Here is a 13,787-nt window from a genome sequence, read left to right as displayed (position 1 = left end):
AATAAGCCTACATTTCTCCGATAGATCCCATAGAACAGATTCCTGTTCTGGAGTAGACTGTATTTTAATTGGTAATGTCAATTGCATAAAAAATATCTGATTTATATTATGATTTAAGATTATTTAATTGTTAGTATTTGATACTGTTTTTTGATTTGTTTATGACGCTTTCATCCCCTACCTGTCGCTACGTTCCGAGGAAGGGGACTTCTCGCTTTTGAGTTAAAAAAGCTCAACTTTATAAATATAGTACTAGTTTTATTTAAAATGTATTAAATAACAGTAACACAAATATGAAGGAGAGTGGGAATTGAGCCATCTGGCTCAAATTTGAAATAAGGCAAGCAATTGGGAATGATTTTGCCTGTGAGAGAAGTTAATGATACATTAGCTAACTAGCGATGTGTCTCTACCTACAAAACACATAACAATGAAAGATAAGGGAGTTATAAAATTGGGATCTTTAAAAAAGTGTCCGGAATGCCATGGAGAGTTTCACAAACTTTCAAGTGGGGTACAGGTTTGTAAAACATGTGGTTACTGGACAAGGGAAAACACTGCAAGAATGGACTCTTTGATGTTGTACGAAGAAGCTATGCTTTGTGAAGGAGGACTCTGAATGGAAAACCAACCGGAAAAATCCTGTAAGAACTGTAAAAAAATGCTTAAAAAGCAGAAGCTTGGGATGAATATCGTTTATTATTGTTCCAACTGCGGATGTATGACCAGTGCAGATATGATTTGCGATTAACTTTACGTTTTATTATTTGTGCTACATTTTTTTATTTTTGAACAATGAATGTTCACCAGACAATTCTATACAAAAACTACTCAGATTTCAGGTATTGTAGTATAACATACAACATAACCCAACAGAATCAAAACGCTAACCTTATATCTAAATATGTAGTAACAGTTGTTGATTTTAAACTAAATCAACAAAGAATGTAAGTGAACTACCACTCAATAAATTGAGTGGCTTCTTGCTTCATACCTCTGACTAATGCCAGTAAGTCCACAAGCTCTTTCCGTAGTTCCTACGGTGTTTAAGTTATTCAATGCAATATTTTTGATATTGATAGCAGCATTAACATCCCTGTCATGTAATGTCTTACATGTTGGACATTCCCACTCTCTATCATTAAGAGTAAGATTCTCTTTCTTGTATCCACAAACATTACACAATTTTGATGATGCATCAAATCTACCAATTCTTAGAATGGTTTTTCCATACCATTCTGCTTTATAAGTTAATTTTCTGATGAACTCAGACCATCCAACATCACTGATGGCTTGAGCAAGTTTATGATTTCTGATCATTCCAGATACATTAAGGTCTTCCAAACAAACGGCTTGGCTTTCACTGATTATCTTTATGGAAACCTTATGCTGAAAATCATTTCTTTGATTTGCTATTAACTGATGATGTTTTGCCAATTTTAATACGGCTTTTTTCCTATTCTTAGAACTAATCTTTTTCCTGCTAACTGCTCGTTGTAATTTTTTCAATTTCTTTAGAGACTTTTTCAGGAATTTAGGATTATCAATGACTTCTCCGGATGAAAGGATAGCAAATGACTTAATTCCTATATCAATTCCTATTGTTGTAGTTTCATGGAATTCAACTGGTATTGGTTCAGGAACATGATCATCAATCAGAATGCTCACATGATATCTTCCAGCTGATGTTCTGGAAACAGTTAAAGTCTTAAGGATATTAAACTTCTTGTTAAGTTTCTGGTCAAGAATAAGTTCACCATTAACTTCTTTTGTTACAAGTTCATTTTTGATGAATTCTTTATCTAAGAAATCCCTATGAAGAACAATCTTTATCCACCCTATTTTTGGTAAATATATCTTTGATGTAGTTAGATTGATCTGGTAGTTTTGAGGAACTTGAAATGAAAGATTGTTATTCCTCTTACTCTTTTTTGTAGGATATCTTCCATTTCCTTCAAAGAAGTTCTTGAATCCAGTCAACAAGTTCCTGTTGGCCTGTTGTAAGGATTGTGAATTTAAGTCTTTCAACCACAAATATTGTTCCTTTAAAGAAGTTAGATTGTTGTTCAGATCAACTTCAGTAACATTGATCTTGAACTTAGAATACATAGTATTCTTTATGAAAAGTGACCGGTTGTAAATGAATCGAACACTACCGAAATGTTGTTCTAACAAATTTATTTGTTCTTTGTTAGGGTATATTCGATATCTATAACCACGTTTCATCTAAAACACTTCACTGTAAAAAAGCAAACTCTTTATACAAATTTTTATATGTTTCGATAATATTTAAATGTTTACTACGTTTGACGCAATTCATCCACCATTTGAAAATGGTGGTCTTCTTGCTCTATGGTGATAAAATTAAGGAATTCATTGATGACAACTTAAGTGCTTCAGGGCTCGATCCACACCTCAAGCACTCTATCCTTGATCTCGTAATCCTTTACAGTAGTAATCTTCATATCCCCGGGATGCTCTATCCACCCAAGGTCATAATCCTTCTTCTCTCTGCCACCACAGCAGACTTTCCTTGTAATACCAAGATTTAGCTTAACCCGGTCAACATCTGTCTCACTGATCTCCTCAGCAACATCCTGATATCTTCTTTGAATAAGGATCATAGAAACTACCCAATTAGAATATTACATTGCTCAGAAGATAATCATTTCTATCTACTGCAAATATAACGAAAAATATAACAGTAATTATAGCAGCAATCACAACAGTAGTTTTGCCAGCAAAGGAGCAAGGAACACAGTTACCAGTCCAGCAATTCCAATTGCAAGACCACTCATAGCACCCTCGGTCTCACCAATCTCAACAGCTTTTGTTGTTCCAAGAGCATGTGATGAAGTGCCAATAGCAACACCAAGAGCCACTTTATCTTCTATCCTGAACAACTTACATATCATTGGTCCGAGTAAAACACCTGCAATACCAGTGAAAACTATAGAAGCCATGGTAACAGAAGGCAGACCACCGAGCTGGTTTGAAATCTCAATACCAATGGGAGTTGTTACGGATTTAGGTATCATGGAAACACTCAACAGCTCATCAAGTCCGAACATCTTGCACATAACTATGATACTTGCAATCCCCGCAGCAGAACCAATGCTTATCCCGGCAATTATCGGAACAACATTCTCTTTCAGCAGGGTTATCTTACGATACAGGGGGACTGCAAGAATAACAGTGGCAGGTCCAAGGAAGAATGATATGAATTGACCTCCATTGTTGTAGTCATCAAAACTGATGTGAAAACTCAGAAGCAGAGCTATTATCATAAGCATGCTGAGAACCAACGGGTTCATCAAAGGTGAGCCTGTCCTTTTGTAGATCTGAACGCCCGCAGAGAAAGTTAGCAAGGAAATACCGATACCAAATGCAGGAGACTGTACAAACTGTGATACAAACTCACTCAACGGACTGCCTCCTTTTAATCAGTAGCTGAACCGTTGCACCGGTAACAACAGCAATGATGAATGTAGATACCACGGAAATAATAAAAAGTGCAGTCCATTTTCCTTCAAGAACCGTAAAACATGTTATCAGACCTACTCCTGCTGGTATGAAGAAAAATGACAGGTGCTTCAACATAAAATTGCTCACATCCTCTATCATGGAAAGCCTGACAACTCCTGTAAGCAGCAGGATAAGAAGCAAAACCATTCCAAGAACGTTACCTGGAATAGGTATATGGAGGAAATTGTGAATCAGTTCACCGAGATAACAAATAATAAGAATTATGGCGAACTGAGCAATGTACTTCATTTAAGGTCACTTACGTTTTTTAGTATTCATTACAGAGCTGCATTAAAATACAGCCTGATGAAACGATATAAGGTCAGTAGCAGATATTAGTGTTGTCGGTTCACAACAAAGTCAGATAATGCTTTTTGTAAAAAACAAAAAAGAACAGAAGTCTGATCTGTTCCGGATTATCTTCTATTTCCGAATTTAGAAGGGGAACCGCTCCTGCTCTTACCTTTGACGGAACTATTTTTTTTTGACCTGCCGCCACTTGAATTATTAACGCTGCTTCGGCTACCTTGATTATTACCAGGTTTTTTGCTGCCGCTCTTCTTATTTTTATCTTTACCTTCGCCTTTTTTGCCTCTACCCTGTCCTCTTTTGTAACCGGGCTTTCCTCTTGGCCTTCCATATTGTCTTGGTGCAGGTTTCGCAGCATCGCCGGTGGCGTTCTTTGCTTTTTCAGAATGGAATTCATGTTCTGCAACTTCGATTTCCATTCTAATGAGCTTCTCTATATCACGGAGGAAATCACGTTCATCTGCAGCACAGAATGAGAATGCTGTTCCATCGGCTCCTGCTCTTGCTGTACGGCCTATGCGGTGTACATAACTTTCGGAAATGTTTGGAAGATCGTAGTTGATCACGTGGGAAATGTCATCAACATCTATACCACGGGCTGCGATGTCAGTTGCAACCAGCACACGAAGCTGTCCTGATTTAAAGTCCTGAAGGGCTTTTGTCCTGTGTGTCTGGGACTTGTTTCCATGAATGGCATCAGCAGGGATCTTGTTCTTATTAAGCATCTGAGCTACTTTGTTAGCCCTGTGTTTTGTTCTGGTAAAGATAAGTACACATTCAAGATGCCTGCTTCTGAGTAATTGAAGTATCAACTCGTTCTTGTTCTCAGAATCAACGAAGAAGACGAACTGGTCTATGCGCTCTACAGTTGTTGCCTGTGGTGTTATTTCCACAGTAACAGGATTTGTCAGCATTTTCCTGGCAAGTTTTGAAACATCAGGAGACATGGTTGCTGAGAAGAAGAGTGACTGTCTCTTTTGTGGAAGCATTTCAACGACTTTATAGACGTCATTGACAAATCCCATGTCTAGCATTCTGTCTGCTTCATCAAGTACGAAATACTCTACTTCAGAGAGTTTTACATGTCCCTGGTCTACCAAATCAAGTAATCTTCCAGGAGTGGCTACAAGTGAATCTATACCCTTGGAAATGGTTTTCACTTGGGGACCCTGTCCTACACCACCAAAGACAACTGTGTGCTTATATCGTGTATAGCGCCCATAGGAACTAAAACTGTCACCTATCTGGGCTGCAAGTTCTCTTGTTGGTGCAAGCACAAGAACACGAGGGTACTTTTTACGTGATTTCTTATGAGCTGCCGTCATGTTGTGTAAAATAGGCAAAATGAAAGAAGCAGTCTTGCCTGTACCTGTCTGGGCGATACCGATCATGTCCCTGCCACTAAGGAGATGCGGTATGGATTGTTTTTGTATAGGAGTAGGGGTTGTATACCCTTCCTCTTTCAATGCGCGCTGAAGTGGATAAATCAGATTAAGATCATCGAATGACATGTGAACCTCGAGTTATACTGAATAAAGTTCACTAAAAACAAAACAATTTCTTTAAAGAAGAGAATCTACTGTAAAGTCGAATAAACTTAAACTAACTTTAAGAAAAATTGTGTGGTGCTCCGATCGGGATTCGAACCCGAGTCTTCGGCTCGAAAGGCCGGAATGATTGGCCGGACTACACTATCGGAGCACGTTGATTTCGCTTTAGTGAAGCGACTCCAACATAGCAGATATAGTATTTAAACCTATCGCCAATATCAGCGCATTTCAGCTGTTTCCTTAGTGTCATTAAGGTTTGCAACCCAGATAGTGAGCTTCTCACAGATCTCAGGCTGGCATGCATCTCTGCATCCCGCACAGGGTGAGAACATATCCCCTGACAACAGGAGATCGAAGCAGGGCTTCTCCTCTTCCTTTACTTTCAGAAGGTAGGTTCTGGCCCCATTTGAAACAGCCTGCTCACGTACAATAAGATCTTCCTTCAGAAGCTTTGATACCACTCTGGAACACTTGCGGCTATCAATCTCCAGCATCTTCCAGAGTTCGTTCTGGAAGACCCCTTCTTTGCTTTCCCGAATAAGATTAAATGCGGTCTCTTCGATACTCATGTTAGTTTCCACTAAGAGTTTATTCTTCCATAGGAACAACAAGAATGATATTGTTTCCACGCAATACGACAGAACCAAGGGAACGCAGACGCTCACCGTTTGCAATCTCTACAGTATCAACCATATGAAGATTCATATAATCATCTGCACTTTTCAAAGTTCCTTCGAGAAGGTGAAGGTCACCTTTCATCTCTACCTGGACCTTGGATCCGACTAACTTCTGAACTTTCTTATTTGGGAACAAAATTAATCCTCTCTTTCATTTAAAAGAATAATATTACTGATAACTATTCAGTTTTCAGGCTAATATAGATAACTAATATTGTATTTATTCTTGGCGATATACTCATGAATCAGACAGGAATATTCACCATATCAACATTTATAGATTTCCGGTATAAAAAATTGGCAGCCAATTGGCAGCTCACATATAACCCTGTATCTCAGTACTGTCCTGAACAGATTCGGGCTTCTTCTTAACGCCAACCTGGGGCCTTGCAATCGGGCCGAACGCAGCCTCATAATTCTGAATATGCTGATTTAGCCAGCGCACAAGCTCAACGGCTGCCAGAGGTGACATTATTACCTCGGTCTCAAGTCTTCTCTGAATTACCTGTTCTCCTGCCTTGTCTGTTGCCATCGGCATATCATTATAGAAACCGATCCTGAAGTCATAAGGACTATGACCGCCCACAGCACCAATTGAATAGACCTGTTTGAAATCCTCAGGCTTATGAAGCTCAATTCTTACACTCTTCTTTTTCTTAGCATCTTCCGGTTTATCGCTCATTACAACACCTTCGTTTTTTTCTTTGTCCACTATATGTAATATTCACAGCAGTCTTATCTGCCTGCATAACTATTATAATTTTTCATATCCGGCACGGGAAAATAAAACAAATCCTGCCTATCCTTCTACAAGTTTTCTAAGATTTTTAGCCTTAGCTGCGATATCACGTTTGGAATAAGCCCTCGCTATCATCTCCACAGCCTCCAGATTACGCACCACATTGTCAAGATAACCTAAAACATCACCCGGATATGCAGTAACTCCATAAAGATGCTCCAGCTTTTTAACGATGCCTTCTGGCTCATATCCTTCAGCCCTGATAGAAATGATTTTCTCTGAGAACTTACGTTCAGCACAACCGCAATAAGGAGAATCACGGCAACTGCATGTCAGAAAATCAGCAGCGAAATCAAATAACTGGTCACGCAACGTTACATCCAGTTTACCCATGTTCTCTCCCTCAAAAAGAATATCAAGAGAAGCGCCCTGGAATACTCTGGAAGGAAGGTTCACATTAAGAGCGGCACCAATCCTGTTAGCGTACTTGTAATAGATCGAATCAAAGAATTCAAGATTTGAAACCGTAACAATTGGTTCCTGGTCCACAAGGACCGAGTCGCGTATGAGGAAAGCTTTGGAAACTGAAAGGAAATGACCTGCAGCTATCTTACCGAATTTGGTGAGGGATAAAAGATCACCTTTTTTATGCAGGAATTTATTTTTTGCAAGCTTGTTAAGCAGATAGTTCACATTGAAATCTGCCAGCATGTAAGAGTGAATCTTTTCAAGATCTTTCTTTGAAGAAGTTACAGCAACAGAAGCAAGGATCTCCTCAAGCTGTTCATCTTCTCCATACTCAACCTTGCTATGCTCCATCTCACCCTTAAGCAGTTTCAAAGCTACAGCATCCTCAGTATCTCCTTTATCACCTGAATATTTCTTATTCGGAACAGCAAGCACCACAACTTCACCACGGTCATGATAATCCGGCCTTCCTGCACGCCCCAGCATCTGGAGGAAATCCTGCATTGTTAGCCATTCAATACCCATTGCAAGTGATTCGAATATCACCTGTGATGCAGGGAAATCCACACCTGCAGCAAGTGCAGCAGTTGTAACCACAACCGGCAACTTTCCCTTAAGGAACGCGATCTCGGTCTTTTTTCTTTCCTGACTTGTAAGGCCTGCATGATAAGGTGCAGCAGACAGTGGAAGTGCTTCAGCTATGCGATGGCAATTCCTTCTTGAATTTGTAAAAATGATAGTTTGTCCTTTGTGTCCTTTTGAAGAGGTCGTGGAAAACTCTTCCCGCACCAATTTTGCCATAATTTTAGTTTTGGAATGCTCAGGACACAGGATCAGATGCCTTTCAATTGGTACCGGACGATATTCATACTCAATAAGTTTTGCACCAAGCTGTTTTGCACGCATCTGAGGCTTTGCCACAGTGGCTGAGAGATAAATGAACTGAGCGCCGGGTGCAACATACTTCAACCTGCCGATAACACCATCAAGACGGTGTCCTCTTTCTGAATCCTCAATGGTGTGTACCTCATCAACAACTACAGTTCCTATCTGACCAAGAAGATCAGCACCGCCTGTCCTGAGAAGATAATCTATACCTTCATAGGTTCCGACAATAATATCAGAATCCAACGTTCTTTTCATAGAAGCATTCTTTGCAGTCTTGATACGGGCACTGCCAACCCTGATAGATGTCTTCAGACCAATTGGAGAGTACCGTTTTGTGAACTGGTCATATTTCTGGTTTGCAAGCGCCACCAGAGGTACAAGGTAAAGCATGCGTCCCTTTTTCCGCAGTATGTTTTCAATTCCTGCCAGTTCTGCTATCAGAGTCTTTCCAGTTGCTGTGACAGAAGTAACAAGCTGGTTCTGTCCTTTAAGCAGACCGTTTTCCACAGATAACGACTGCACCGGCAACAGTGTTTTGGATTTTGCAAGCAGTATTTTTTTAAATCCTTTGCGTAAAGGCAGGTCTTTTATCATCTTTCCGGAAACAGATGTATTAGCTTCAATGCAATCAAATCTTGTTAGTTCCCGGTCAATCTCATCAGGACTTACCATGGCCATTGTCCGGTCAAGATCCTTTGTCTTGATCATTGCTTCTTCGAATCTCTGGCAGGCTTCGTCACCATAGTTCATATGGTGACTTCTGAGCATCCTGTTAAGTTCCTCTCTGGCACAATCCTCGCATATCTTGTCCCGATGATATCGTATGGATCGCCGGTTCAGGAAATTGAACCTGTTCTTAAGGAGACAAAAGCGGCACGCATTAACAACATCTGCACTGAGCTGGAATCCCTGGAGCATTGCAACAAAATCCGATGTCTGTTTAGCATCACCATTTTTTGCTATCATGATGCGGTCTGCTATTCTCAAAAGATCTATGAATTCCGAAGGTGGCCTGAATTCACTCTTGCCAGCAGTCTTTACTTTAAATTTGTGAGGACGGGGACCTACCTCCTTATTCATAAGGACAAGTTCACCTACAAACAGAGGAACTTTTTTCTTATCTCTTATAGGTAGAATAATGATTTTTGAGATTTCAGGGCTTGCAAGTATCCAGAGCGTCATTGCTGCTCTTTGATGAGCTACAGTTTATAAAAACTATTGGTACTCGGAATTTTAGATGCATACTGTATGAAAGTGAACTACCACTGGTTAAAACCAGTGGCTTCTTGCTTCATACCTCTGACTAATGTCAGTAAGTCCACAAGCTCTTTCCGTAGTTCCTACGGTGTTTAAGTTATTCAAAGCAATGTTTTTGATGTTGATAGCTGCATTAACATCCCTGTCATGAAATGTTTTGCATGAAGGACATTCCCATTCTCTTGTCTTAAGAGTAAGATCATCTTTTTTATATCCACAAACATTACACAACTTTGATGACACATCAAATCTACCAATTCTTAGAATGGTTTTTCCATACCATTCTGCTTTATAAGTTAATTTCCTGATGAATTCAGACCATCCAACATCACTGATGGCTTGAGCAAGTTTATGATTCTTGATCATTCCAGATACATTAAGGTCTTCAAGACAAATTGCTTGGCTTTCACTGATTATCTTTATGGAAACCTTATGCTGAAAATCATTTCTTTGATTAGCTACTAACTGATGTTGTTTTGCTAATTTTAATATTGCTTTTTTCCGATTTTTAGAACCTTTTTGTTTTTTGCTAACTGCTCTTTGTAGTTTCTTCAATTTCTTAAGAGATTTCAGCAAATATCTAGGATTATCAATGACCTCTCCAGATGAAAGAATAGCAAATGACTTTATTCCTACATCAATTCCTATTGTTGTTGTTTCATGGAATTCAACTGATATTGGTTCAGGAACATGATCATTAATAAGTATGCTTACATGATATCTTCCAGCTGATGTCCTGGAAACAGTCAGAGTTTTAAGGATATCAAACTCCTTGTTAAGTTTTTGGTCAAGAATAAGTTCACCATTAACTTGTTTTGTAACAAGTTCATTTTTGATGAATTCTTTGTCAAGAAAATCTCTATGAAGAACTATCTTTATCCAACCTATTTTTGGCAAATATATCTTTGATGTGGTTAGATTAATCTGATAATTTTGAGGAACCTGAAACGAGAAATTATTGTCTCTTTTACTCTTTCTTGTAGGATAATCCCCATTTCCTTCAAAGAAATTCTTAAATCCAGTTAACAAGTTCCTGTTGGCCTGTTGTAAGGATTGTGAATTTAGATCTTTCAACCATGGATGAAATTCTTTGAGAGAAGTTAGATTGTTATTCAAATCAATTTCAGTAACATTGATCTTGAACTTAGAATACATAGTATTCTTTATGAAAAGTGACCGATTGTAAACGAATCGAATACTACCAAAATGTTGTTCTAACAAAATTCTTTGTTCTTTGTTAGGGTATATTCGATATTGATAACCTCGTTTCATCTAAACCACTCAATGTAAAAAAGCAAACATTTTATACAAATATTCATACATTAAAATAATATTTAATTGTTTGCTATATTTGACGCAATTCATCCACCATTTGAAAATGGTGGTCTTCTTGCTCTAAAATGATAAATAGCATATTACTTTCTAAAACAAGGGTTTTATAATATTAAGACTAATATAATTACAATTAATCAGAGGATATACTATGCTGGATCCTAAAAACATGACAGAAAACGAAAACACAGTTATAGAGGATGAATCCAGAGAGGGAACAGAAAACTCCCTGTATGACAGTATCCGAAACCCGGATAATGACCAGGTAATTCATAAAGGAGTTCAGCTGGAATCTACCGGTATATCTGTTCTTGACCGGACACTCGGAGGAGGATTGCCAGCCGGTTCACTTACTTTTCTTTCGGTTGATCCGCGTTCTATGTCAGAGGTTTTCCTTTACCAGTTCACACAATCCAGGAAAACATACTATTTCACAACCAACAGAAGACCAAGATTTGTACTTAATGACGTCATAAACCTTGGTTTTGACCCATCAAATATAATATTCGTGGACATTTACAGTGAATATTACTGCACGTCATGCGGAGAAATTTCCGACAACTTAAGCAACGAGTTCATAGATGCAAAAATACTGGAATTTACCGAGTACAACCTGCGTAATATCGCTAATGACTCCAGCGGTGAAGATGTTAACATAATCTTTGATTCTTTTTGTTTCTTCACTGAGCTCACAGCTAATAAGGGACTCATAAAACAGCTTATCAACGTCATATACGAGACAACAAAAGAACTTAATTGTCTCACTTATCTTTACGGATCAACCTGTACCAACAATACAAGCTTACAGGCTTTTACTTACAGCCTCTGTGATGTCATATTCGAATCAATGCTTGATCAGGGAGCCGACAAAGTAGTAAGTAAACTGTCAATACCGAAAATAAGGGGAATGATCCCTAATACAGAGATTATTAAGTTCAAGATAGGTGATGGAGTCCAGATCGATACTTCAAGAGATATTGCCTGAGATATTTTAAAAATTATTGTTTAAAATATTTGCAGATCTAAAGTTCCGCATCTGAACATGCATACCTGCAATTACATGAAGAATTTTTGGGTAATGAGCATATAACGCTTGCCAGAATATCCTGCAAACTTTCTTTTATGCTGTCAAGGGTATCAAGCACATCACTTACTGTCATTTTACCATTACCAAGACCGCATGCATTATTGGTAACAGTGCAGATCGATGCATAACACATATTCAGTTCCTTTGCAAGAACAAGCTCCGGAAGACCGGTCATGCCTACCACATCCCCGAACTGCCTCATCATGCGGATCTCAGCCCGGGTCTCAAAACGCGGACCTTCGGTACATACATAAACACCTTCAGAGTATCCGATATTATTATTTTCAAGATAATCAGCCATAAGTTCCCTTATCTCAGGACAGTATGGTTCGCTTACATCAGCATGGACTGTCCTGTCATTGAAAAAAGTAGAAGGTCTTGTACGGGTCAGATCAAGAAAATCTTCCGGTAAAAAGAAACTTCCAATAGGGTGATTCTTCATTGTCCCCACTGAATTTGTAGAGATTATTCTGGAAATCCCCAGTGAATGTATAGCATAAATATTAGCCCTGTAATTTATCATATGAGGAGGTAAATGTCCGTCACTGCCTGAATGTCTCGGAAGTAATGCAACATTCCTGTTACCTATTGTAGATAGATAAACAGTAACATCACCATAAGGAGTGTTAACAGAGATCTCCTTTGACAGACCGTCAGATGGAAATGCAACACCACCTATCAAAGCGGCGTGAAAATCCAGACCACTGTAGTCCTGAGTATGATCCTGATAATTGTTCAGGGAACTATCGGAAGACGCTAAACAATTGTTTACTTTTTCCTGCATAATCCTACCTTTTTGATTTCTGTTCATTTGATCGGGGTTTGTTTGAAATCCTTATCCCTGCAAGTGCCAGTATTATGGAAATAACAATCGAATATATAAATAGATTCATGCCTGAGACAGGATTTGTTTCAGCTCCGCCCATTACCGGATCCATTGATATGAGGTAGCTTGTGGCACCCCACAAAAGAAAACCCAGTGAGACTACAAAGAAAGCCGGACTTAAATATTTCCCTGTAGGTTCAGAGTGCTGTCTGCAATCAATAATCTTACCTGCATCTGCAAACAGGATTGCCAGGACATATGTCCATACAGTACTGTTAATGAAGGATGTAAGCAGAGGAATAACTCCGTAATACCATATACCCTGTGACGTATAAAGAGACCATACATCCATAAGTCCTACCAATGTGCCAATCAGTACAAGAACGGCTGCCGCTACATATGTGAAAAATGTCAGCCTGCCTGAATAGAAAGAATCTTTAAGCTTTTCCCAGTAAAGATCAACTGTATCGTTGAAACCCCTGTAAAGCATGTAAATACCCACAGCCGCCAGAATTCCTATAATGGCACCCTGGGAATAGTCAATCAGAAGGAAAAATGCATAGATGAGAGCCGCAAGACCCAAAGGTACAAAGAATGTCTGGGATATCTTCGGATCGTTGAACGCGTGTTTGATAATATAATAGGTACTTTCAAGATTAGCACTTTGCATTACAACGATACGTTTTACGGAATCGATTTTGATCCTTGACTGGACAATAGGAAGGAGTGTCTCATCTTCGGCACCATCGGAAACAAAAATAGCAGATTCCGCAGGGAATTTTTTCAATAATATATCGAGTTGATTTGCTATTTTCTGGTCGGACAGGATACCGATGTTTCGGTCACCTGCCAGAGTGATTATCTCTGCATCAACTCCTTTTTCCAGTAGTTCATCAAGTATCTTGATACCGCCAAAGATAGTATTGGTATCTGAATCTTCAGGGTCTGCTGTTGCAAGTTTCACTGCAGCTTCTATGTTTGCTTCCCTGCCTATAAGAGGAGCAAGAACATTTGCTTTGTCCCCAAGGTCGTTATCCCTATCAATACAGATTACCAGTGTTTGCATGCAACTCCAGTAGATATTTAGAACGAAAATATAAATAGATTCTGATAAAACGATACCTGTAAG

15 protein-coding genes and 1 tRNA gene are annotated in these 13,787 nt (G+C 38.9%); 3 read left to right on the top strand and 13 right to left on the bottom strand.

Translation table 11 applies throughout. The annotated features are described in order from the left end of the window. Window positions 1-454: 454 nt before the first annotated feature. Window positions 455-619: a hypothetical protein gene (locus J2746_RS11070; RefSeq protein WP_209620643.1), complete on the top strand. Its 165-nt coding sequence runs from the start codon at window positions 455-457 to the stop codon at window positions 617-619. Further along, a complete protein-coding gene (locus J2746_RS14905) occupies window positions 620-751 on the top strand; it encodes a hypothetical protein (RefSeq protein WP_280921239.1) in 132 nt (43 codons plus the stop codon). A 212-nt stretch (window positions 752-963) separates the two neighbouring features. Here the strand turns inward: J2746_RS14905 and J2746_RS11065 are convergent, their stop codons facing one another. The 11 genes from J2746_RS11065 to J2746_RS11015 form a co-directional block, all read right to left on the bottom strand. Continuing rightward, window positions 964-2,226: an RNA-guided endonuclease TnpB family protein gene (locus J2746_RS11065; protein WP_209620640.1), complete on the bottom strand. Its 1,263-nt coding sequence runs from the start codon at window positions 2,224-2,226 to the stop codon at window positions 964-966. 170 nt (window positions 2,227-2,396) lie between these two features. Further along, window positions 2,397-2,624, bottom strand: a complete 228-nt coding sequence (locus J2746_RS11060) for a hypothetical protein (protein WP_209620637.1) — start codon at window positions 2,622-2,624, stop codon at window positions 2,397-2,399. A 96-nt stretch (window positions 2,625-2,720) separates the two neighbouring features. After that, on the bottom strand, window positions 2,721-3,425 hold the full coding sequence (locus tag J2746_RS11055) for an LrgB family protein (RefSeq protein WP_209620635.1): 705 nt from the start codon (window positions 3,423-3,425) through the stop codon (window positions 2,721-2,723). Then, the gene (locus tag J2746_RS11050; protein WP_209620632.1) at window positions 3,418-3,774 is read right to left on the bottom strand and encodes a CidA/LrgA family protein; all 357 of its coding nucleotides are present in this window, start codon (window positions 3,772-3,774) and stop codon (window positions 3,418-3,420) included. The genes J2746_RS11055 and J2746_RS11050 overlap by 8 nt, the downstream gene beginning before the upstream one ends. 167 nt (window positions 3,775-3,941) lie before the next feature. Next, window positions 3,942-5,345 carry a DEAD/DEAH box helicase gene (locus J2746_RS11045; RefSeq protein WP_209620629.1) on the bottom strand — a complete coding sequence of 468 codons (1,404 nt, stop codon included), beginning with the start codon at window positions 5,343-5,345 and terminating at the stop codon, window positions 3,942-3,944. 112 nt (window positions 5,346-5,457) lie between these two features. Beyond that, window positions 5,458-5,535: transfer RNA gene (locus J2746_RS11040), tRNA-Glu, on the bottom strand. 67 nt (window positions 5,536-5,602) lie between these two features. Beyond that, window positions 5,603-5,953 (bottom strand): helix-turn-helix transcriptional regulator, encoded by a 351-nt coding sequence (locus J2746_RS11035; RefSeq protein ID WP_209620626.1) that lies wholly within the window; start codon window positions 5,951-5,953, stop codon window positions 5,603-5,605. 19 nt (window positions 5,954-5,972) lie between these two features. Further along, the gene (locus tag J2746_RS11030; protein ID WP_209620623.1) at window positions 5,973-6,197 is read right to left on the bottom strand and encodes an LSM domain-containing protein; all 225 of its coding nucleotides are present in this window, start codon (window positions 6,195-6,197) and stop codon (window positions 5,973-5,975) included. A gap of 180 nt (window positions 6,198-6,377) precedes the next feature. After that, on the bottom strand, window positions 6,378-6,743 hold the full coding sequence (locus J2746_RS11025; RefSeq protein ID WP_209620664.1) for a DUF3467 domain-containing protein: 366 nt from the start codon (window positions 6,741-6,743) through the stop codon (window positions 6,378-6,380). A 117-nt stretch (window positions 6,744-6,860) separates the two neighbouring features. After that, window positions 6,861-9,338: a DUF5814 domain-containing protein gene (locus J2746_RS11020; RefSeq protein ID WP_209620621.1), complete on the bottom strand. Its 2,478-nt coding sequence runs from the start codon at window positions 9,336-9,338 to the stop codon at window positions 6,861-6,863. 87 nt (window positions 9,339-9,425) lie between these two features. Continuing rightward, window positions 9,426-10,685 (bottom strand): RNA-guided endonuclease TnpB family protein, encoded by a 1,260-nt coding sequence (locus J2746_RS11015; protein ID WP_209620618.1) that lies wholly within the window; start codon window positions 10,683-10,685, stop codon window positions 9,426-9,428. Window positions 10,686-10,896: 211 nt separating this feature from the next. Here J2746_RS11015 and J2746_RS11010 point away from each other — a divergent pair, with 211 nt between their 5' ends. Beyond that, window positions 10,897-11,730: an RAD55 family ATPase gene (locus J2746_RS11010; RefSeq protein ID WP_245250111.1), complete on the top strand. Its 834-nt coding sequence runs from the start codon at window positions 10,897-10,899 to the stop codon at window positions 11,728-11,730. A gap of 37 nt (window positions 11,731-11,767) precedes the next feature. On the opposite strand, the gene J2746_RS11005 is transcribed toward J2746_RS11010, so the two are convergent. After that, complete coding sequence (locus tag J2746_RS11005; RefSeq protein ID WP_209620615.1) at window positions 11,768-12,616, bottom strand: MTAP family purine nucleoside phosphorylase; 849 nt, start codon at window positions 12,614-12,616, stop codon at window positions 11,768-11,770. Window positions 12,617-12,620: 4 nt separating this feature from the next. After that, a complete protein-coding gene (locus tag J2746_RS11000) occupies window positions 12,621-13,724 on the bottom strand; it encodes a DUF373 family protein (protein ID WP_209620605.1) in 1,104 nt (367 codons plus the stop codon). Between the last annotated feature and the right edge of the window lie 63 nt (window positions 13,725-13,787).

This window comes from Methanolobus bombayensis (genome assembly GCF_017873415.1).
Lineage (GTDB): Archaea > Halobacteriota > Methanosarcinia > Methanosarcinales > Methanosarcinaceae > Methanolobus > Methanolobus bombayensis.
This window is presented reverse-complemented; position numbering and strand designations above follow the sequence as displayed.